Annotated in this window: 24 protein-coding genes; 2 read left to right on the top strand and 22 right to left on the bottom strand. The window is 60.1% G+C overall.

Annotated features, from left to right (window positions below):
- Positions 1 to 83: 83 nt before the first annotated feature.
- Positions 84 to 926: a Cof-type HAD-IIB family hydrolase gene (locus tag AAAX73_RS02730; protein WP_118079448.1), complete on the top strand. Its 843-nt coding sequence runs from the start codon at positions 84 to 86 to the stop codon at positions 924 to 926.
- A gap of 110 nt (positions 927 to 1,036) precedes the next feature.
- Here AAAX73_RS02730 and AAAX73_RS02725 read toward each other — a convergent pair whose 3' ends face one another.
- The 4 genes from AAAX73_RS02725 to AAAX73_RS02710 all read right to left on the bottom strand — a co-directional run bounded on the left by AAAX73_RS02725 (position 1,037) and on the right by AAAX73_RS02710 (position 7,421).
- Positions 1,037 to 1,831 carry a Cof-type HAD-IIB family hydrolase gene (locus AAAX73_RS02725; protein ID WP_346963640.1) on the bottom strand — a complete coding sequence of 265 codons (795 nt, stop codon included), beginning with the start codon at positions 1,829 to 1,831 and terminating at the stop codon, positions 1,037 to 1,039.
- 206 nt (positions 1,832 to 2,037) lie between these two features.
- Positions 2,038 to 3,858, bottom strand: coding sequence for an adenine deaminase C-terminal domain-containing protein (locus AAAX73_RS02720; RefSeq protein WP_349124934.1), 1,821 nt, complete (start codon positions 3,856 to 3,858; stop codon positions 2,038 to 2,040).
- 278 nt (positions 3,859 to 4,136) lie between these two features.
- Complete coding sequence (gene tyrS, locus AAAX73_RS02715) at positions 4,137 to 5,348, bottom strand: tyrosine--tRNA ligase (protein ID WP_118079442.1); 1,212 nt, start codon at positions 5,346 to 5,348, stop codon at positions 4,137 to 4,139.
- Positions 5,349 to 5,444: 96 nt separating this feature from the next.
- Positions 5,445 to 7,421 (bottom strand): U32 family peptidase, encoded by a 1,977-nt coding sequence (locus tag AAAX73_RS02710; RefSeq protein WP_118079440.1) that lies wholly within the window; start codon positions 7,419 to 7,421, stop codon positions 5,445 to 5,447.
- 160 nt (positions 7,422 to 7,581) lie between these two features.
- Here AAAX73_RS02710 and AAAX73_RS02705 point away from each other — a divergent pair, with 160 nt between their 5' ends.
- Entirely contained in the window at positions 7,582 to 9,789 is a 2,208-nt protein-coding gene (locus tag AAAX73_RS02705; RefSeq protein ID WP_118079438.1) for a PBP1A family penicillin-binding protein, read from the top strand.
- A 214-nt stretch (positions 9,790 to 10,003) separates the two neighbouring features.
- Here AAAX73_RS02705 and AAAX73_RS02700 read toward each other — a convergent pair whose 3' ends face one another.
- The 18 genes from AAAX73_RS02700 to rplF all read right to left on the bottom strand — a co-directional run bounded on the left by AAAX73_RS02700 (position 10,004) and on the right by rplF (position 21,077).
- Complete coding sequence (locus tag AAAX73_RS02700) at positions 10,004 to 10,441, bottom strand: arginine repressor (RefSeq protein WP_022094272.1); 438 nt, start codon at positions 10,439 to 10,441, stop codon at positions 10,004 to 10,006.
- A 129-nt stretch (positions 10,442 to 10,570) separates the two neighbouring features.
- Positions 10,571 to 11,575, bottom strand: coding sequence for a glycosyltransferase family A protein (locus tag AAAX73_RS02695; RefSeq protein ID WP_349124933.1), 1,005 nt, complete (start codon positions 11,573 to 11,575; stop codon positions 10,571 to 10,573).
- Positions 11,576 to 11,770: 195 nt separating this feature from the next.
- Positions 11,771 to 12,595, bottom strand: coding sequence for a tRNA pseudouridine(38-40) synthase TruA (truA, locus tag AAAX73_RS02690; protein ID WP_118079434.1), 825 nt, complete (start codon positions 12,593 to 12,595; stop codon positions 11,771 to 11,773).
- Between the two features lie 92 nt (positions 12,596 to 12,687).
- Positions 12,688 to 13,155, bottom strand: coding sequence for a 50S ribosomal protein L17 (gene rplQ / locus AAAX73_RS02685; RefSeq protein WP_006235277.1), 468 nt, complete (start codon positions 13,153 to 13,155; stop codon positions 12,688 to 12,690).
- A gap of 30 nt (positions 13,156 to 13,185) precedes the next feature.
- Complete coding sequence (locus AAAX73_RS02680) at positions 13,186 to 14,127, bottom strand: DNA-directed RNA polymerase subunit alpha (RefSeq protein WP_349124932.1); 942 nt, start codon at positions 14,125 to 14,127, stop codon at positions 13,186 to 13,188.
- A 32-nt stretch (positions 14,128 to 14,159) separates the two neighbouring features.
- Positions 14,160 to 14,756 carry a 30S ribosomal protein S4 gene (gene rpsD / locus AAAX73_RS02675; protein ID WP_006235275.1) on the bottom strand — a complete coding sequence of 199 codons (597 nt, stop codon included), beginning with the start codon at positions 14,754 to 14,756 and terminating at the stop codon, positions 14,160 to 14,162.
- 19 nt (positions 14,757 to 14,775) lie between these two features.
- Positions 14,776 to 15,180, bottom strand: a complete 405-nt coding sequence (rpsK, locus tag AAAX73_RS02670; protein ID WP_006235274.1) for a 30S ribosomal protein S11 — start codon at positions 15,178 to 15,180, stop codon at positions 14,776 to 14,778.
- Between the two features lie 14 nt (positions 15,181 to 15,194).
- Positions 15,195 to 15,569, bottom strand: a complete 375-nt coding sequence (rpsM, locus tag AAAX73_RS02665; RefSeq protein ID WP_022094275.1) for a 30S ribosomal protein S13 — start codon at positions 15,567 to 15,569, stop codon at positions 15,195 to 15,197.
- A gap of 14 nt (positions 15,570 to 15,583) precedes the next feature.
- The gene (gene rpmJ, locus AAAX73_RS02660) at positions 15,584 to 15,697 is read right to left on the bottom strand and encodes a 50S ribosomal protein L36 (RefSeq protein WP_006363204.1); all 114 of its coding nucleotides are present in this window, start codon (positions 15,695 to 15,697) and stop codon (positions 15,584 to 15,586) included.
- Positions 15,698 to 15,844: 147 nt separating this feature from the next.
- On the bottom strand, positions 15,845 to 16,063 hold the full coding sequence (infA, locus tag AAAX73_RS02655; RefSeq protein WP_035137443.1) for a translation initiation factor IF-1: 219 nt from the start codon (positions 16,061 to 16,063) through the stop codon (positions 15,845 to 15,847).
- 146 nt (positions 16,064 to 16,209) lie between these two features.
- On the bottom strand, positions 16,210 to 16,998 hold the full coding sequence (map, locus tag AAAX73_RS02650) for a type I methionyl aminopeptidase (protein WP_006235270.1): 789 nt from the start codon (positions 16,996 to 16,998) through the stop codon (positions 16,210 to 16,212).
- Positions 16,995 to 17,621, bottom strand: coding sequence for an adenylate kinase (locus AAAX73_RS02645; protein ID WP_006235269.1), 627 nt, complete (start codon positions 17,619 to 17,621; stop codon positions 16,995 to 16,997). The genes map and AAAX73_RS02645 overlap by 4 nt, the downstream gene beginning before the upstream one ends.
- Before the next feature lie 18 nt (positions 17,622 to 17,639).
- The gene (gene secY, locus AAAX73_RS02640; RefSeq protein ID WP_117775826.1) at positions 17,640 to 18,926 is read right to left on the bottom strand and encodes a preprotein translocase subunit SecY; all 1,287 of its coding nucleotides are present in this window, start codon (positions 18,924 to 18,926) and stop codon (positions 17,640 to 17,642) included.
- Positions 18,920 to 19,369: a 50S ribosomal protein L15 gene (gene rplO, locus AAAX73_RS02635; RefSeq protein WP_006235267.1), complete on the bottom strand. Its 450-nt coding sequence runs from the start codon at positions 19,367 to 19,369 to the stop codon at positions 18,920 to 18,922. Before rplO ends, secY begins: the two co-directional genes overlap by 7 nt.
- A gap of 3 nt (positions 19,370 to 19,372) precedes the next feature.
- Positions 19,373 to 19,555 carry a 50S ribosomal protein L30 gene (gene rpmD / locus AAAX73_RS02630; protein ID WP_006235266.1) on the bottom strand — a complete coding sequence of 61 codons (183 nt, stop codon included), beginning with the start codon at positions 19,553 to 19,555 and terminating at the stop codon, positions 19,373 to 19,375.
- A gap of 2 nt (positions 19,556 to 19,557) precedes the next feature.
- Entirely contained in the window at positions 19,558 to 20,082 is a 525-nt protein-coding gene (gene rpsE, locus AAAX73_RS02625; protein WP_006235265.1) for a 30S ribosomal protein S5, read from the bottom strand.
- Between the two features lie 14 nt (positions 20,083 to 20,096).
- The gene (rplR, locus tag AAAX73_RS02620; protein WP_055252235.1) at positions 20,097 to 20,465 is read right to left on the bottom strand and encodes a 50S ribosomal protein L18; all 369 of its coding nucleotides are present in this window, start codon (positions 20,463 to 20,465) and stop codon (positions 20,097 to 20,099) included.
- A gap of 75 nt (positions 20,466 to 20,540) precedes the next feature.
- Positions 20,541 to 21,077, bottom strand: a complete 537-nt coding sequence (rplF, locus tag AAAX73_RS02615; protein WP_118079428.1) for a 50S ribosomal protein L6 — start codon at positions 21,075 to 21,077, stop codon at positions 20,541 to 20,543.
- Positions 21,078 to 21,079 lie beyond the last annotated feature (2 nt).

Raw genomic sequence — 21,079 nt, 5'->3', positions numbered from 1 at the left:
CAGACCGTTATAGAACTCGAGCGTGGTCAGGGCATCACCGCCCTCGGCCACGCTTTTTATGCCAGCAGAAAGGGCTGCATCGAATGATTGTTTTTTCCGATATGGATGGAACGCTGTTGACGAGTGACAAGCAGATGAGCGACGCCACCTGGGCGATGCTCGACGAGCTCGCACGTCGCGGCATTGAGTTTGTACCGTGCACGGGACGTCCGCTGTCGGGCATCTTTGAGCCCATCCTCGCCCATCCCGCCGTACACTATGCCGTCTGTGCCAATGGCGCCAGCGTCTGGCAGCTCGACGACGATGTGTCCACCGATACCTCGCGCGCAACGCGCATCTTGAGCCGACCGCTCGATTGCGGCATTGCCCATCGCATCCACCGCATCGCCGCCGGCCACGATGTGACCTTCGATATCTTCGCGGATGGGCAGTGCTTCCTCCCCCGCTCGCTCTACGCGCGTCTGGATGAGTTCTGCGGCGGCGACCCCCACATCGCGGCTTCGCTCAAGCGCACACGAACACCGATCGACATGGATATCGACAGCAAGATCGACGAGGTCGAGACGCTCGAACGCATCGCCATGTACTGGCACGACCCGGCCGATCGCGACGCCATCGCGGCGGAGCTCGACACGCTCGGAGGCATTGAGGTCACGCGTTCGTACGCCATGAATATCGAGGTCATGGGCGAGGGCGCCACCAAGGGAACGGCCCTCACGTGGCTATGCGAGCACCTGGGCGAGCGTCTCGCCGACGCTTGGGCGTTCGGCGACAACATCAACGACATCCCCATGCTGCAGACAGCGGGCCACGGCATGGCCATGATCAACGGCGAACCCGAAGACCGCGAGGCCGCCGACGCCATCACCGAATACGACAACGACCACGACGGCGTCGCCCGCACCATCATGGCCGCCCTCGCCTAGCAGCATCAACCCGGCAGGGTAGCTAAGTAGTCGTTGGGGACACTCCTCGCGGGGCGCCGCAAAGACTGTCCCCGGCTGCCGACAGAAAAGGAACGTCTCCATCTGCCGAATTAGGCGAGACTCTCCAGCACGCGACGGAGCTCCTGCTGAACGGCGTGGTCGCGGTTGCAGCCTACGACGCGATCGGCAACCGCTTTGAGCGCGGGGCGCGCGTTTTCCATCGCGCAGCCCGTGCCGACAAAGCGAATGATCTCGTAGTCGTTCATCGAGTCGCCAAACGCCATGACCTCGTCGCGTCCAATGCCGTAGTGTTCCGCGAGCTGCGCGATGCCCGAGGCCTTCGACACACCGGGCTGCATAGCATCGATCCACGCGTTGCCCGAAGGCGCAAAAGTAAAGAGCTGACCAAGTTCGCGCTGTAGCACGTAGGCGCTGTCCATAACGACACCGTCATCGCAAAAGATACTCGCCTTGATGATATTTACGCTGGGATCGGGCAGCTCCCAAATACGCTCGGCATTGGGAAGGTCCTTATCGACCTCACGCACGAACTTGCACTCGTCATCGAGCAGGAAGGACTTGGTTCGGTCAAAGAGCGCAAGATGCAGATTGGGAAACGTCGCGACTGCTTGGGCGAGCTTTCGAATCGCCAGGTGCGAATACACCTCACGGTCTACCATTTTGCCGTCGGCGTAGACTTGGGCACCGTTAGCGGCGACAAAGTCCATCTTGTCGCGAACGGGCGCAAAGAACTCGCACAGGCGATCGTAGCGGCGACCTGACGATGCGGCAAAATGCACGCCATGCTCGTGTAGCGCCAGAATCAGTTCGTAGGTCTCGGGAGGCACCTGGCTGTTTTCGTCAAGCAACGTGCCGTCCATATCGGATGCAATCAGTTTAAACATGGAAAAGCTCCCTTCGGGCTTGTTGGAATCGAACGTGTATCCAATTCCAACGTACCCAAAGGGAGCTCAGGTAAGACTCCGCGGGCGCAAACGTTACAAGGACCTAGCAAATAGCTCACGCGCGTCAGAGGTCCCACGGTCGCAGCGCCAGGCAACACGTCAAAGAGTGTCGCAGGCGACTAGACGTTTAAGAACGTCCCCGATGACTAGTCGGCGTAGGTGAAGGTTGTGACGTCGAACATGCCCTCGGGGCGGATGCGGAGCGTCGGGATAACCGGCAGGGGCAGGAAGATGATGCCCATGATGGGGTCGAGCGGCGGCTCGATGCCCATGGCGCGCGCCTTGACCATAAAGTCGTCGTGCTGCGCGGCGACATCCTCGGCCGTGCCTTCGCTCATCAGGCCGCCGAGCGCCAGCGGGATGCGCGCCACGACCTCGCCGTTGCGCACCAGTACGTGACCGCCCTGGCCCACGGCCTCGACGGCAGCCATCATATCGGCGGCATTGTCGCCCACCACGCATACGTTGTGCGAGTCGTGACCGATCGTCGAGGCGATGGCACCGCCTGTGATGGTGAAGCCACGCACCCAGCCGCGACCGATATGCTTGCCGACAAGACCCAGGCCCGCAGGACCATCACCGTCGGCGCCCTCGGCCTGCAGCGACACGCCGCGGCCATGGCGCTCGATCAGCATAATGCGGCGCAGGCCCTCGGCACTCTCGGGGCGAACCATACCCGTGATGGCCTTACCCGGCACCACGTCGATCACGGCCTCGCCCGGCTTAAAGGCATAGTCGAACACGTCGAGCGAAAGCTTCGGCAGCTTAACGGAGGCGCGCAGCTCGTCGGCAAGGGCCGCAACCTCGGCCATCTCGGCTGCAATCTCGCCCACAAAGGTACCGTCCTGCGCCACCAGGGCACCGGCGGCATATACGCGATGCGGAGCCGTGGCAAACGTCAGGTCATTGAGCACCAGCAGGTCGGCACGCTTGCCCGGGGCGATGGCGCCGCGGAGCTCGTGCGGGTCGCGGCAGCCGTGATCCAGGCCAAACGCCTCGGCCGTGGAGAGGGACGCCATGGAGATGGCGACCACCGGGTCGATGCCGGCCTCGATAGCCACGCGGCAGGCATTGTCGATCATGCCGGTCGAAAGCGCGTCGGAAGGGGCGCGGTCGTCGGTCGCAAAGCAGCAGCGGCGGGCACGGGCGGGGTTTTCCAGCAGCATCGGCGACAGGTTGGCCAGGTCATGGCTGCACGTACCCTCGCGCAGCATCACGTACATGCCGCGAGACAGCTTGTCGAGCGCCTCCTCGGGAATCGTCGACTCATGGTCAGCGATAATACCTGCTGCGGCATAGGCGTTGAGGTCCTTGCCGGCAACGAGCGGGGCGTGACCGTCAACCTGTTTGGACGGCGTCTGGTTGGCAGCGTCGATACGAGCGCAGGTCTCGGGATCGGCCATAAAGACGCCCGGCAGGTTCATCATTTCGCCCAGACCAAAGACATCGCCCGGATGCTCGGCAAAAAACGCCTGCATATCAGCAGCGGTGATGACGGCACCGGCCTGCTCGTCGGGCAGCGCGGGCACGCACGAAGGCATCATGTACTTGATGGAAATAGGAGCGCGACGACCGTCCTCGATCATAAAGCGCAGGCCGTCCAAGCCAGAAACATTAGCGATCTCGTGGCTGTCGGCAATAGCGGTGGTGGTACCGCGCGTCGCCGCCATGCGCGCATACTCGGCAGGGCGGATGTTCGAAGACTCGATATGCAAGTGTCCGTCAATAAAACCGGGGGCAAGATAGCGGCCCTGGCAATCGATGACCTCGGTCGCCTCGTAGGTGCCGGCGGCATCGTCGCGACCATCGTAGAGCACACCGACGATCACGCCATCCTTGACGGCAACGCTACCGGGCGCCACGCGCTGACCGTACACATCGACAATCTGTGCGTTGGCAAACAGCGTGTCAACGGGCACGCGACCCTCGGCGGCCTCGATCACAGACCTCATGACCTCAACGGACATACATACTCCTTTAACCGTAGAAAAAAGCTGCGGAGCGGACATGCCTTCACCGCAGCAAACCAATAGCCATTGTATGCCCAAAAGGAGGCCGCCGATAACACCCCTTCCGCTTAACGGCACTGCCAAATGATCCCTTGGGGACGGAGGAAAACGGATCACCGGGCCAAACCGACCCCCTCGGTGATCCGTTTTCCTCCGTCCCCAAGGGATCATCTAAAAAGGCCGCAGTCGGGAATCCCGGCTGCGGCCCTATTGCACATGTTAGGTTGACCTACTTGCTAGACCAACTTAAAGCCCTTGCGCTTGCCCACGGAGAGGGTGTCGCCCAGCTTGAGGGCGCTGGGGTCGATGTTGTAGCTCTTGGGAGCCACGGCCTTGCCGTTGATCTTGACGCCGCCGCCGTCGATGTCGCGACGGGCCTGGCCGGCGCTGGCCGAAAGGCCCAGGTCCTTGAGCAGGCCGGCGAGGTAGATCTGGCCCTCGTCGTTAACAGTCAGCTCAATGTGCTTCTCGGGGAAGTCGGCGAGCTGGCCCTCCTTGAACACGCGGTCGAACTCGGCCTGAGCCTCGTCGCCTGCACCGGCGCCGTGGTAGGTGTCGCACAGGTCGCGGCCCAGAGCGCGCTTGAGCTCATAGGGATCGGCGGAGCCGTCGGCCAGGGCAGCGTCGATCTTGTCGACCTCGGCCGGGGTGAGCGAGCTCGCCAGGCGGTAGTACTTGCCGATCATCTCGTCGGGGATGGACATGGTCTTGCCGAACATATCCTTGGGCGCGTCGGTCAGGCCGATGTAGTTACCGTAGGACTTGGACATCTTACGGACGCCATCGGTGCCCTCGAGCAGCGGCATGGTGAGCGCGATCTGTGGCTCCATGCCCATCTTCTCCATGAGCTCACGGCCGGCAAGCAGGTTGAAGAGCTGGTCGGTGCCGCCCATCTCCACGTCGGCCTTGATCTGCACGGAGTCGAAAGCCTGCATCACGGGATACAGGAACTCATGCAGGGCGATCGGCGTCTGAGACTGGTAGCGCTTGGTAAAGTCGTCGCGCTCGAGAATACGGGCGACGGTGAACTTGGAGCACACCTGCAGCAGACCGGCCAGATCCATCGACAAGATCCAGTCACCGTTGTGCACGATGGTGGTCTTCTCGGGATCCAGGATCTTCATGGCCTGGCTCACATAGGTCTCGGCATTGGCCTCGATCTGCTCCTGCGAAAGCTGCGGACGGGTGGAATTCTTGCCCGAAGGGTCGCCAATCAACGCGGTACCGTTGCCGATGATGAGGGTGACGTTGTGGCCCAGGTCCTGGAACTGACGCATCTTGCGCAGCGGCACGGCGTGGCCCAAGTGCAGATCGGGGCTGGTGGGGTCGACGCCGAGCTTGATGTTGAGGGGCTCGCCCTTCTCAAGCTTCTTGCGAAGGTCGGCCTCGGGAACGATCTGCGCGGCGCCCGAGGTGATGATACGCATTTGCTCGTCAACAGACAGCATTGGGTATCCTCCTTTTGCTATAGCACCCTCGCCGAAAACGGCGGTGCTGGAAGTCCATAAACTCTCTTATGATAACAAACTGACGCGACGCAGCATCTACGACAGGAAAATCCTCGTCCTGCCGCATGCGTCGATGGCAACTGGCAGACGCGTACCGTCACGCTCGACCAGATATCGCACCTGCCGACGACGCAAGCAGTCGCGGCAACGGACCTGCCCCGTCGCATCGGTGGCACAGACGCCCTCGGCGGTCAGCAGGCAGTGCTCGCACACCATGAGCTCGGGACGGTCGGCGTCGACCGGACCCAAGACGCCGGGTTCAGCAGCCAGCTCGGCAATACGCTCCCTATCATTGCTGAGCAGCTCGGCAGGCAAGTATACCCACCCCGCGCCAAGCCCGCGCAGCCAGGCAAGCGTGGCCCGATTGGCACAGAACACCGGCGCCGCCACGTCAAACGCCGTGCCCAGCTCGCGGGCCATCGCCACCTGCCCCAGGTTGCGGCAAACCACACGCCCGGCACGCTGCATAAGCGCCCGAGTCCGCTCGATATCGCCTGCGCGGCACACTTCGTCGAGCACCACCGTCGCATCGGACAGATCCCGCTCATCGCGCGGATCCAAATCCATCAGCTCCCAGGCAAAGACCATTCGAGCAAAAGCCTCATGCTTTGCCGGCTCCGCCGGTCCCGCCAACTCCGTCGGTACACCGCCATCTGCCAGAACGCCCTCAAACGGCAGTACCCCAACGGACTGCTCAACAGGCGCGACCGCATCTGCCTCGACCCGCATGCGCTCCAACACCGTTGCCGTCTGCCCCAGCACGCCGGCACTGCGAATCAGATAGACCTCGCAGCCCGCGTCCACCTTGCGTTTGCAATGCACGACGATGCGCTCTCCCGCAGCGGCGTCCACGGGGCAAGGCACCTGTGGCCAGCGCTTGGGCACATCGGGACGCGCGTCGGCACCCGGGTAAAATCGGATCTCGAGCGTATCGCCCGCCGCCACGGCGGCATCAAGCTCAACCGTCACCTCTTCGTGACCCACCGCCACCAAGTGGCCCACGCGCACGCCCTGGTTGATCGCGCGCTCAAAGCTCATGAGCTCGGCGCCCGAACGACCCCGCAGATACGCATCGGTAAAGCCGCGGTTGAACGACCTTCCCAGCTCGCGCTCAAGCGCCGGCACCGCATCGGCATCCCATGTGCCGTCGCGCAGCATATTGAGCGCCCGACGCCACACCCTCACCACGTTAAAGACGTAGTCGGGATTCTTCATGCGGCCCTCGATCTTGAGCGATGCCACGCCGGCGGCAACAAGCTCGGGCAGATGCGCGATGCCCAGATAGTCACGCGGACAAAGCAGGCGATCCCCTTCGACAGCGACAACACTCTGCCCCGCCTCGTCCACCAGGTCATAGGATAGACGGCACGGTTGCGTGCAATCACCGCGCATCGCAGAGCGGCCACGTCGAAGGGCAGAGAACCCGCACGCACCCGAGTATCCAATGCAAATAGCGCCGTGGCAGAACACCTCGATGGGCACGCCAGTAGCACAAAGCGTCTCAATCTCTGCAACGCTCAGCTCGCGCGCAGTCGTCACGCGCTCAACGCCCAACTCCTTGGCAGCCAACCGCACGGCACCCTCGCTATGAGCGCCCGCCTGAGTGGACAGGTGAATCTCGACCCCCGGAATCGCCGCACGAAGCGCACAGGCCAGCCCGGCATCGGCCACAATCAACGCATCGGCACCCAACGCGCGCGCATGCGCCCCCAACGCCACGGCGTCGGCAAACTCATCATCGAACACGAAAACGTTGAGCGTCACGTACACACGCACGCCATGGGCATGGGCCACGGCACAACCGCGCGCGAACTCATCATCGCTAAAGCCATGCGCGCTCACTCGAGCGTTGAATCCGTCCAGCCCCGCATAGATGGCATCGGCACCCGCCGCAATCGCCGCGAGCATCTGGTCGAGCCCGCCAGCAGGCGCCAGCAGTTCGGGCAGCGCCACTTCAGCCGCCGCCAACTCGCTTTCGCATTGTTCGCTCGATTCCGTCGCCCAAATCGCCATCGGCAAACTCCTTACCAAGGTATGCAATCACTCTGTTAATTGCCGTCAACCAGCATACACGAGGCCTCGCGCGGCCCGATTGGTTTATCGTGTAATAACTTATGTCCATCCTGCCCGACGCATACCCGCCGCCTGGCACGACATACTTGGAGGTCAATATATGGGTCCTCGCCAACGACAGGGACACGGTCGCTCTAAGACGCACGCCCTGCCCGTCATCCTGCTCTCGCTTTTGGGCTTTTTGCTCATCGCGGGCGTAGCATTTGGCATCGGCATGATCGGCAACGTCAACCGCTGGCTGTCCGACCTGCCCGACTACACCGACGCCAACGCCTATCTGGTCAGCGAGCCTACCGAAATTGTTGACTGCAACGGCAACAAGATCGCCAGCTTCTATACGCAAAACCGCAAGTCCATCACCAAGGACCAAGTGTCCCCGTACGTGCTGCAGGGCACCGTTGACGTTGAGGACGAGCGCTTCTACGAGCATGGCGGCATCGACCTCTGGGGCATTGCACGCGCATCGGTGGCAACCCTCACCGGCGGCCACGAGGGCGCATCGACCATCACCCAGCAGCTGGTTCGCAACACCATCTTGCAGGAGGAACAATTCGACTCGACCATCGAGCGTAAGGTGCGCGAGGCCTATATCGCCATCAAGATGGAGGATATGTACTCCAAAGACGAGATCCTCATGATGTACCTCAACACCATCTACTACGGCCATGGAGCATATGGCATCGAGGCCGCCGCCGAGACCTATCTGTCCAAGACCGCCGCCAACCTCACCCTGAGCGAGGCCGCGCTGCTCATCGGCCTTCCCAACTCGCCCTCGCAGTACGACCCCACGGTTAATCCCGACTTGGCGCTGTCCCGCCGCAATAAGGTTCTGGACAACATGCTGCGTCTGGGCCACATCACGCAGGAAGAGCACGATGCCGCACAGGCTGAGCCCATCACGCTTAACGTGACCGAGATTTCGGGCAGTGGCGTCGATGTGTACTCTCAGCCCTACTTTGTCTCCTACGTTAAGCAGCTGCTTGAGCAGGAGTTCTCCACCGACGTGCTCTTTAAGGGCGGTCTGACCGTCAAGACCACCATCGACCCCACCATGCAGCAGGTGGCCGAGGAGGCTGTGCGCTCGCAGCTCGACACGCTTTCGCTCGACGGCCTGGACATGGGCATGGTCGTCGTTGACCCCAAGACCGGCTACATCAAGTGCATGGTAGGCGGCTACGACTACAACGCCGACGAGAATCACGTGAACCACGCTACGGCAAAGCGCCCCGTGGGCTCCACGTTTAAGGCCTTTACGCTGGCAACTGCCATCCAAAACGGCATGAACCCCAACGTCACCCTCAACTGCAACTCGCCGCTCAAGGCCAAGGGCACCACGACCGAGGTGCAAAACTACGGCAACCAGAGCTATGGCAACATCACGCTCAAGCAGGCAACGGCATACTCATCCAACACCGGCTACATTCAGGTGGCCGAAGCCATCGGCAATGACAAGATCATGTCGCTCGTCAAAAAGCTCGGCATCGATCCCGCCAAGGACAATATTGAGGACGTTCCCGTCATGACGCTCGGCACCGGGTCCATCTCACCGCTCGAGATGGCATCTGCCTACGCAACGTTTGCCAACGGTGGCTACTACCGTCAGCCCATCGCCATTACCGAGATCGACTCGCGTACCGGCTCGGTTCTGTACCAGCACACCGACAATCCCACGCAGGTGCTCACCGAAGGCGAGGCTGCCGCGGTTACCGATGTTCTATCCGGCGTCATGCAGGGCAGCGGCACGGGTGCCGCCGGCGCGCTGAACGTCAACCAGCCCTATGCCGGCAAGACGGGCACCACTGACAACACCACCAACCTGTGGTTCTGCGGCTTCACGCCGCAACTGACATGCGCCCTGTGGACCGGTTATTCCGCAGGCGAGATTCCCATCCAAAAGTACGGTTCGGACCTGCTGGGCGACAGCACCAACCTGCCCGTCTTTAAGAAGTTCATGAACACCGTTCTTGCGGGCACCGAGCGCGAGGAATTCCAGACCGGAACGGCTCCCACGTACAAGAACAATAACGTCTGGAAGTTCTACGGCACAAACAACAAAAAGAAAGACGAAGAGGATAAAGACGAGGAAAAAGAAGAGGAAGAGACCACGACCACCACAACGACAACGACAACCACGACCACTGAAACCCCGGGCGGCAACACCACCGGCGATAGCGGTACGACAGGTGGCGACGGTGGCACGGGTGGCAATGGTGGCACGGGTGGCGACGGTGGCACGGGTGGCGACGGTGGCACGCCGACGCCTACCCCCGATCCTACGCCCACGCCCGACCCCTCTACGGGCCAGTAGACGCAAAGCGGCATCTGACACCAAGGCGCCCGAGCAGCACGTACGCTGCTCGGGCCTTCTTTATTTCGGCAGATGTCACAAGATGCCACGACGGCCCCGGCTGCAGGACCGATAGAGCAACGGGTGCCGGCATGCAAAAGGGCGCTGACCTTCGTCAACGCCCTCGGCAATTACCTATAGCAACAATCGGCACAGCAGCAGTGCCACGCATCCCCTACTTGTGAGAGTTACTCAGCTTGTTGATGAGCGCCTCAAGGCGTTCGCCGTCCTCGGCCGTCTGCGCAATGACTAAGATCGTGTCGTTGCCGGCAAGCGAGCCGAGTACGTCGGGCAGCTCCGCGGCATCGACCGCTGCGGCAATACCAGAAGCCGTACCGGGCTGCGCCTTGATCATAACCAGATTATCGGTGCGCAGTACGCCGGTAACCAGCTCGGAAACCATGCGCTGCAGATGCAGGTCCTCGGCAAGGACATAGATGCCCTCGGGGAGCTTACGCAGTCCCATGTCCGCGATGTCGCGCGAAACGGTCGCCTGCGTGCAATCGAAACCCATGGCGCGAAGCTCGTCTACCAAAACGCGCTGCGTACGTACGTCCTTATTGCGAACAATATCTCTGATGGCATCCTGGCGCCCATTGCGTTTTTTGGCCATACAAAACCTCACTCCAAAAGATGGCGGAGACAATCACTTAGTAATTGAATAGTTTAGCGCTATTTGAGGGTTTTAGTGAATAAGAACGCATTTCGAAACAATTCCATGCAATTTATTTCGAAAATCACGCTACTGGACAGTCCTGACGCCCGAACGATTGAAAAAGGCCGCCAGATGCGTATACAACGCACACCGCATAGGCTTGGCACTAGCTATCGAACCATAGAGCAGACCTAAGCCCCGATGATTGCCCTTAAGAGCCACAACCATCTGACGGGTACGCTGCGCTTCGAGCATATCATGCAAACGGGCCGAACGCTCTATTGAAGACACCCCATGGGGGCTCAGACACAAATTTTCGATGCAGGCAACCAGGCCGGCGTAGTAATACCGCTGGCAGACCTGCTTCAACTGATCGCCACCGCCCGCGACGGCAAGCGAGTCGGCAAGCCTGTCGAGCGCCCCGATATCATCAGAAAGCCTGGCAAACATCGTGGGGTCAAACGTCTCCGTAATCGACGGCGCCACTGCATGAAAACGGGCACGGCCACATCCCGAAACGCGCTTTGCCTGCGAAAGCGCGAACGTCAAAAAAGACACCGTGCGAAACGCATCGCCATGCGCAAGGCACGCCTCAAAAAGGGCGCGATCATACAGCACGCCAGAGGTCTGTCGGATTAAACCACAGGAAACCAATTGGGTCAGGCAAGCCGCCCGGTCCTCATCTTCAGAAACGGATGTCGCGTCCAAAACTCGGGAATGACGTTCGCGGTGAACATCGTAGCGATCGAGCGAAACAGAGGGAAACACGATGTCAGCAGAAGCGTCGCAGGAGCTTTCGACCATCTGCGAAAGGGACTGCGGCGCAAACCACTCATTGGCATTCATCGCAATGATCTGGGAGCCGCGCGAAGCCGCAAAGCCGGCACGCAGGCAGGCACCAGGCGCTGGGTCCTCAACATCAATCAAATCAATATGAATGTCCCTGTCGGCGGCAACTTCGAGCGAATGGCGCACACCGGCTACCACGCCGCGGCAAACGACGACAATTTGCAAATCGTAGAGGTCTTGGTTTTGGATGCTCTCGAGTGCGCGCATCGCATAGCTGGGCGAACCCTCAACAATCAGGATCACCGAAAGTCGCGGATGCGAACCACGTCGAACCAAGTTTTTCCGTCCTCTCGACAGCTAGTAACAAACTGTCGTTCATGGTACACCCCGTTAATTAATGCGGGCGGTCGCCCGTCGCGATGCACGTCAAGAACAGATGTTGCACACGCCCCGCCCACAGGCGCCGCACACAAAGATCGCCGTCAGGCAGCCACTTCCCTAATCGAGCACCACAAGCTCGGCGGGGTCGTAGTCCACGCCCATAAAGGTAAGACCGCATGCGGGCGCCGTAGGACCGGCAGCGGAGCGATCGCAGGCATCAATTACCTCGCGCATCCACTCGGGATCGCGGCGATGCATGCCGATCTCGACAAGGGTGCCCACAATGGTTCGAACCATCGAATGCAAAAACGCATTGCCCTCGATGGTAAACGTGAGGATGTCCTCGCCAAAGGCGACCTCATGGCCAAACTCGGCACGCATTACGCAGCGGTGCGTAGGTTTGCCCACGGCAGAAGCGACCTTGCAAAAGCTCTTAAAGTCCTGCTCGCCCAAAAGCGCAGGGCAGGCGGCCGCCATCGCATCGACGTCGAGGGGATAGCGATGCCACCACACTGCACCGCGTGACAGCACGGGTCGCGCATCACGGTCGGCGATGCGATAAGTGTACGTGCGAGAACGCGCGTCAAAACGTGCAGAAAAGCCTTTACGGGCCCTGTAGACCTCGTTTATGGCGATATCTTTGGGCAGCAGAGCATCCATAGCCCGCAGCCACCTACGGCGCGTCAAGGCGAGCTCAGCGTCCGTTACGGGCACGCTGATGTATTGGGCCACCGCATGCACGCCGGCATCGGTACGTCCCGCGCACGTCAGATCGATTGGGCGACGCAGCAACGTCTCGATTGCACGGCGCAACTCACCCGCAACCGTCGTCTGGCCCGGCTGCTCGGCAAATCCGCTATAGGAGGAGCCATCATAGGCCACACGAAATACAAGGGTGGCGTCGAGCTCGGGGGTCGAATTGAAATCAGACGGCGCAGTCATGGGCGCTCCCTACAAACAAGCAACGGTATTGCGACAAAAAAAGAGGGGTACGCGAACGTACCCCTCGAATATAGCCTATGCAGACGGAATGTCTACTCAGCAGTCTCCTCAGCAGGAGCCTCCTCGACAGCCTCGACCTTCTTGGGAGCAGCGGCCTTCTTGGGGGCCGGAGCAGCCTTCTTGGCCTTGGGCGTGCAAGGCTCGGTGACGAGCTCCATGATAACGATCGGAGCGTTGTCGCCCTTGCGGTTACCGAGCTTCATGATGCGGGTGTAACCGCCGTTGCGGTCCTGCCACATGCCCTGAGCAGCCTTGTCGAAGATCTCGGCAACGAGCTGCTTATCGCCGAGCTTGGCGATAGCCAGACGACGAGAGTGCAGGTCGCCCTTCTTGGCCCAGGTGATGATCGGATCGACGACCGAACGCAGCGCCTTAGCGCGGGTCTCGGTGGTCTTGATGCGGTCGTTCTCGAAGAGGGCCTTAGCAAGGCTCTTCTTCATGGCCTTGGTGTGGCTCGCATCGGTGCCGAGCTTCAGGCCCTTCTTAACGTTGTGACGCATGGTCTAGTTTCTCCTCAAATATGCGAAGCATTAAGCCTTCAGGCTCAGGCCCATGGACTCAAGCTTGTCCTTCACTTCCTCGATCGACTTAACACCGAAGTTACGGATGTTGAGCAGATCGTTCTCCGAGAACTCAACGAGCTGACGGACCGAGTGAATGCTGGCGCGCTTAAGGCAGTTGTAGGAACGGACGGAAAGGTCCAGATCCTCGATCTGCTTGTCCAGCTCGGCGTTGTCGTTGGTGACCTCGGGAGCGAAGATCGAAGCCTCCTCCTCGACCTCGGGGGTCTCGGCAAGGTTCATAAAGGCGGCCATATGCTGGTTGATGATATTGGCAGCCTGGACCACGGCGTCGCGAGGGGCGATGGAGCCGTTGGTCTCGATCTCGAGGACAAGGCGGTCGTAGTCGGTGTGCTGACCGACACGGCAAGCCTCAACGAGCTTGGCGCAACGGGAAACCGGCGAGTACAGCGAGTCGACGTGGATCACACCGATGGGATCGTTGTCGCGCTTGTTGGCCTCGCCAGAAACATAGCCGCGGCCATAGCCGATGCGCATGCTCATGGTGAGATGGCCGCCCTCAGTGAGCGTAGCAATGTGCTGCTCGGGGTTGACCAGCTCAAACTCGGACGGAATAAAGAAGTCCGCACCGGTGACCTCGCAAGGGCCGTCAACCGAGATGGTGGCGGTTGCCTCGTCGGTCGTGCCGAGAGCCCTGAAGACAAGACCCTTGACATTCAGGACGATGTCGGTGACATCCTCGACCATGTTAGGGATGGTCATGAACTCGTGCTGCGCACCATCGATCTGAATGGCCTCGACGGCGGCACCCTCGAGCGAGGACAGAAGAACACGACGAAGCGAGTTACCCAGCGTATCGCCGTAGCCACGCTCGAGCGGCTCGACGGAGACACGAGCAGAGATCTCGTTGATCTCTTCGACCTGAACCTGAGGCCTAATGAATTCTGACATGTATTACCTCCAGCCTCAGCAGCCCGGATGGACTACTTAGAGTAGAGCTCGACGATGAGCTGCTCGTTGATATCACCGCTGATCTGCTCACGCGTCGGCAGAGCGAGCACGTTACCAGACAGCTTCTCGATATCGACCTCGAGCCAGCCAGGGACCTCAAAGCGCTCGGAGGAAATCAGGGCCTCCTTGATGGGGAGGAGGTCACGGAACTTCTCGCCGACAGCGACGACGTCGCCGGCCTTGACGCGGTAGGACGGAATGTCCACGCGCTTGCCGTTCACGGTGAAGTGACCGTGACGGACGGACTGACGAGCCTCTTTGCGGGTGCGGGCAAAGCCAAGACGGAAGACGACGTTGTCGAGGCGAGACTCAAGGATGATCATGAGGTTCTCACCGGTGACGCCGTTCATCTTACGGGCCTTGTTGAAGTAGCCGTGGAACTGCTTCTCCAGAACGCCATAGATAAACTTGACCTTCTGCTTCTCACGCAGCTGCATGCCGTACTCAGATTCCTTGCGACGGCGCTTGGGCTGACGGATAGATTCCTTCTTGCTGCTGTAACCGAGCTCAGCGGGATCGATCCCGAGCTGACGGCAGCGCTTAAGAACAGGAGTCCTGTCGATTGCCATATTGATACGATCCTTTCAGTTACACGCGGCGACGCTTCTTGGGGCGGCAGCCGTTGTGCGGAATGGGGGTCTTGTCCTGGATGCTCGAGACCTCGAGGCCAGCAGCCTGGAGGGAGCGGATGGCGGTCTCACGACCGGAGCCGGGGCCCTTGACGAAGACGGAAACCTTCTTCATACCGTGCTCCATGGCCTGCTTGGCAGCAGCCTCGGCAGCCATCTGGGCAGCGAACGGCGTGGACTTACGGGAGCCCTTGAAGCCCACCTGGCCAGCCGACTTCCAGGAAATGACGTTGCCCTGGGGATCGGTGATCGAAACGATCGTGTTGTTGAACGTAGAACGAATGTGAGCCTGGCCCACGGAAATGTTCTTACGGTCCGCGCGCTTCAGACGGGCAGCGCGAACGTTCTTCTTAGCAGTAGCCATCTATCTAGCGCTCCTTATTTCTTCTTCTTAGCACCGATCTGACGCTTCGGGCCCTTGCGGGTACGAGCGTTAGTGTGGGTGCGCTGGCCGCGGACCGGGAGGCCCTTGCGGTGACGAAGGCCGCGGTTGCAGCCGATGTCCATGAGGCGCTTGACGTTCTGGTTGCGCTCACGGCGGAGGTCGCCCTCAACCATGATCTGATTCTTATCGATATAATCGCGGATGGCGTTAACCTCATCCTCGGTGAGGTCCTTAACGCGCGTATCCACGTTAACGTTGCACTCGACGCAAATCTTCGTCGCAGTGGTGCGGCCGATGCCGTAAATGTAGGTCAGACCGATCTCAACGCGCTTCTCACGCGGGAGGTCGACACCATTAATACGGGCCAACGTAGTCTCCTCTCTTAACCCTGACGCTGCTTATGACGGGGGTTCTCGCAAATGACGAGGACCTTGCCATGGCGCCTAATGATTTTGCACTTATCGCACATCTTCTTGACCGAAGGACGTACCTTCATCGTTCTTCCTTTCGGTAGCGCTCAAACTACTTCCCTACTATCTACTCGCCCAGCCGCAGGCGTTTAAAACTATGGCTGGTCTTCACACGCAAACCGACCGTAGGTTGAGCTAAGCCTGCAGTCGGAAAAGAGCGTGTATGCGTGTCGCTATTTATAGCGATAGGTGATGCGACCGCGGGTCAGGTCGTACGGGGAAAGCTCCACGACAACCCTGTCACCGGGGAGAATGCGGATGTAATTCATTCGGATCTTGCCAGAAATGTTGCACAGAACCGAATGACCGTTCTCGAGCTCGACCTTAAACATGGCGTTAGGCAGCGGTTCCTTTACCGTACCCTCGAGCTCAATTGCGTCTTCCTTCTTCACAAGCAATCATCTTTCTCTAGAAAACGACAGCGATTGAGTATTCTACAACACGCATGCACGTATCGTAATATCTTCGTAATGGCTCCACATCTAAGTGAAACTTGTTACATTTGAAATGTAAATGCCGACGAATTTGAACGCGGCCTCTACATCTCGCCTCCTTGCAAGGAGCACCAAGCACCCTGGGCATCCGTGGTAAGAATCACCGGGCCGTCATTAGTAATGGCGACGGTGTTCTCGTAGTGCGCGGCGGGCAGATGGTCGTTGGTCGTAACGATCCAACCATCGGAGCCTGTGCTCACATGATTGGAACCCATCGTTACCATCGGCTCGATGGCGATGACCATACCAGCCTGAAGGCGAACGCCTCTCCCCTTCTTTCCATAATTTGGAACGTTGGGATCCTCGTGCATCACACGGCCGATACCATGCCCCACGTAATCGCGAAGCACGCCGTAACCGTGAGACTCGGCAAGGGACTGAACGGCATAGCCGACGTCCCCGATATGGTTACCGGGAACAGCCTGCTCGATGGCAGCCTTTAGGCAATCGCGCGTAACCTCGCACAGGGCCTTGGCCTCGGGCGTGGGCGTGCCGACGAAAAACGTCCAGGCGTTATCGCCAACCCAACCGTCAACGACAGCTCCCGTATCGATGGAGATGATATCGCCATCACGCAGGATCATGTCGGGGTTGGGAATACCGTGGACCACGGCATCGTTGATCGATGCGCAAATGGTCCCCGGGAAACCGCCGTAGCCCTTAAAGGCAGGGGTGCCGCCATGCATGCGGATAATCTGCTCCGCAAGCTGATCGAGCTCGAAGGTCGACACGCCGGGGCGAACCATGGCTCCAACGTGGCGGAGCGCCATCTTAGATAGCGCTCCTGCCTTCTTCATCTGCTCAATTTGCGTTGCAGACTTAATCTTGATCATAGACCGAGAGCCTCTTTGACATCCCCGTACACGGTCTCGCGAGCCTGGTCACCGTTGACCGACTTGAGCAGACCCTGGCCACGATAGTAGTCGACGAGCGGGCTCGTGGACTTCTCGTAGACGTCGAGACGGTTCTTGATGGTCTCGGGCTTGTCGTCGTCGCGCTGATACATCTCGCCGCCGCACTTGGGGCAGGTGGCATCGGCAGCGGTGCCGGTGTAACCGCAGGCGCGGCAGGTGCGACGCGAAGACAGACGATCGATGATGACCTCGGGCGCCACGTCGACCAGAAGAGCGCAGTCGATCTCGCGACCCATGGCGGAGAGCTCGGAATCGAGCGTCACAGCCTGGGCGGTGTTGCGCGGGAAGCCATCGAGGATGAAGCCCTGCTGGGCGTCATCGGCAGCAAGGCGCTCCTTGACAAGGTCGATCACGAGCTGATCGGGAACGAGCTCGCCAGCGTCCATGTACTTCTTAGCCTGAATACCAAGCTCGGTGCCACCCTTGACGGCAGCACGCAGCAGGTCGCCCGTGGAAATGTGAGCGACGCCAAACTCGGCGACGAGCTCCTGTGCGACGGTGCCCTTACCGGCACCCGGAGCTCCGAGCAATACGAGGTTCATGAGCAATCCTCCTCTAGCCTATTTAAAGAATCCATCGTAATCATACATCTTGATCTGGCCTTCGAGCTTATCGACCGTGTCGAGCACGACGCCGACCATGATGAGGATGGACGTGCCGCCAAATGCCTGGATCAGATGGTTACCCGTGAAGGAGAAGATGATCGAAGGCACGATGGCGATGAGCGCCAAAAAGACAGCGCTGGGAAGCGTGATCTTGTTGAGCGCGTTCTTGATGTAGGCCGCGGTAGCCCTACCCGGACGGACGCCCGGAATAAAGCCACCCTGCTTCTTAAGGTTGTCGGCCGTGTCATCGGGGTTGAACACCATAGAGGTGTAGAAGTACGCGAAGAACACGATGAGGACAACGTTAAGCACCCAGTTGAGCCAACCGGTCGAAAGCGCAGAGGCAACTGCCTGAATCCAGCCGATGCCGGGGAAGAACACGGCAATCTGAGCCGGGAAGTACAGCAGCGCCGAAGCGAAGATAATCGGCACGACGCCCGCAGTGTTGACCTTGATGGGCAGGTAGGTGGTCTGGCCACCCATCATGCGACGGCCCACGACGCGCTTAGCATAGGAGACCGGGATGCGGCGCTGGCCGCGCTCAAGGAAAACGATCAGCGGGATGACCAGCAGGATGATGGCGCAAATGATCACCATGGTGATGATGCCACCGGCATTGCCCTCGGTGCTGGAGAAAATCGCCTGCGGCAGGCCGGCCATGATGTTCGCAAAGATGATCAGCGACATGCCATTGCCGATACCGCGCTGGGTGATGAGCTCACCAATCCACATAATCAGCATGGCGCCCGCGGTGAGCGTGCCGACGATCATGAGGTCGAAGATGATCTCGGGAGCGCCGGCGCCAGTAAAGCTGATGCCGAAGCTCTTAAAGAGGAAGAGGTAACCCACGGAGTTGAGGATTGCCAGAGCCAGGGTGAGGTAACGCGAATACTGCGTAATCTTTGTCTGACCGACCTCGCCCTCGCGGGCAAGCTCATGCAGGGAAGGCACAACGGCCTGGAGCATCTGGAGGATGATCGAGCTGGTGATGTAAGGCATGATGCCCAGGGAGAACACCGAAACATAGCTCAACGCGCCACCAGAGAAAAGATTCAGGAGGGCCATAGCACCTGCGGCGACCGAATTGTTATCGGTCGAGAAAAGGCCCAGCATCCCCTGGAAGGGAATGCCGGGCACAGGAACGTGCGCACCAATGCGGTACACGACGAGCATAGCTATGGTAAAAAGAATCTTTTCGCGCAATTCTTTGATGCGGAAAGCATTCTTAAGACCATTTAGCACGGCAGCTCGACCTTTCCGCCGGCGGCCTCGATCTTGGCCTGCGCAGAAGCGCTGACCTTGTCGACCTTGACCGTGAACTTCTTGGTGAGCTCACCATTGCCGAGCACCTTGACGGGCTCGAACTCGCTCTTGGTGATGCGAGCGGCCTTAAGAGCGGCACCGTCGATCACAGCGCCATCCTCGAACTTGCGCTCGAGACGCTCAACGTTAACAGCGGTGTACTCGATGCGACGGGGGTTGCGGAAGCCCGGAAGCTTGGGCAGGCGCATAGCCAGCGGAGTCTGGCCACCCTCGAAGCCGGCACCCTTGGTGCCGCCAGAGCGGGAACCCTGGCCCTTCTGACCGCGGCCAGAAGTGGTGCCGTGACCCGAAGAATTGCCACGGCCGACGCGCTTGCGGTTCTTGGTGGAACCGGGCGCGGGAGTAAGATCGTGAAGCTGCATTTGCTACTCCTCTACAATCTCGACAAGGTGCTTGACCTTGAAGATCATGCCGCGGACGGACTCGTTGTCAGCAATCTCGCGAACCTCGCGGATCCTGTGGAGACCGAGGGCACGGACAGTACGGACCTGGTCCTGCTTGCAACCATTGGTGCTGCGGACCTGCTTGATCTTGATGGTGTCAGCCATGCTTAGTTCTCCTTACCGACGAACATCTCGGAGACCGTCAGGCCACGGCGAGCCGCGACGTCCTCAGGGCTGGAGAGCTCCTTGAGGCCCTCGACGGCAGCCTTGATGATGTTGAGGCCGTTGTCGGTACCGAGGGACTTGGACAGGACGTTCTTGATGCCAGCAAGCTCGAAGAGGGGACGCACAGCGCCGCCGGCGATAACGCCGGTACCCTCGACAGCGGGCTTGATGATGATGCGGCCGGCACCAAAGTGACCGAGAACCTCGTGCGGAATGGTGCCCTGCTCGGTCACCGGCACGTGGAACATGTTCTTCTTGGCATCGAGAGACGCCTTGGAGATGGCCATGGGCACCTCAGCGGACTTGCCCATGCCAACGCCGACGTTGCCCTTGCCGTCGCCAACGACGACGAGAGCGACGAGGCTCATGCGACGACCACCCTTGACGGTCTTCGACACGCGGTTGATGTAAACGACGCGCTCCTCGAACTCGGAGGCCTCGCGCTGCTGCTTCTGATTACGAGCCATGTGCTACATACCTCCTAGAACTCGAGACCGGCGGCACGAGCACCGTCGGCGAGGGCCTTGACGCGGCCATGGTAGATACGGCCACCACGATCGAAAGCGACCTTGGTGATGCCGGCCTCGATGGCACGCTTGCCAACGAGCTGACCGACCTTCTCCGCAGCCTCCTTGTTCGAGGTGTGGGTGCCCTTGAACTCGGCCTCGAGGGTCGAGGCAGAGACGAGCGTCAGGCTGGAGCCCTTGCTGTCGTCGATGATCTGGGCATAGATGTTGGCGTTAGTACGGGTCACGCGAAGACGCGGACGCTCGGCGGTACCCGAGACCTTGCCGCGAACACGACGCTGACGACGCTTGAGGCCTTCCAGCTTCGCCTTATGCTTGTTCATACGTAAACTCCTAAAAAGGTTGATCTTGCCAGCACCTAACGGGGTGCTGGTCTTATGCGAGTGAGTCGGTTACGACTACTTGGCGGCCTTACCCAGCTTGCGGCGGATGTGCTCGCCAACATAGTGGATACCCTTGCCCTTGTAAGGCTCGGGAGGACGATGGCCGCGGATCTCAGCGGCGATCTGACCGACCTGCTGCTTGTTGATACCCTTGACGTTCACGTGGGTGTTGTCGGGAACCTCGAAGGTGATGCCCTCGGGAGCCTCGACGATCACGGGGTGCGAGAAGCCCAGGGAGAACTCGAGGTTCTTGCCCTTCTGCTGCACGCGGTAGCCGACGCCGGCGAGCTCGAGCTTCTTCTCGAAGCCCTCGGAAACGCCAACAACCATGTTGTGGATGAGGGCGCGGGTGAGGCCGTGGCGGGCACGGGTCTCACGCTCGTCGTCGGGACGGGAAACGGTGAGGACGTTGTCCTCGACGTTGATGGTGAGCTTCTCAAAAACATCGAGCTCGAGCTGGCCCTTGGGGCCCTTGACGACAACGTTGTTGCCGTTGACTGCCACTTCGACTCCGGCGGGAATCTGGACAGGCTTATTACCGATACGAGACACGG

Source organism: Collinsella sp. CLA-ER-H9, assembly GCF_040092295.1.
Lineage (GTDB): Bacteria > Actinomycetota > Coriobacteriia > Coriobacteriales > Coriobacteriaceae > Collinsella.
The sequence above is the reverse complement of the archived record's forward strand: the minus strand, read 5'-3'. Positions and strand labels throughout refer to the sequence as shown.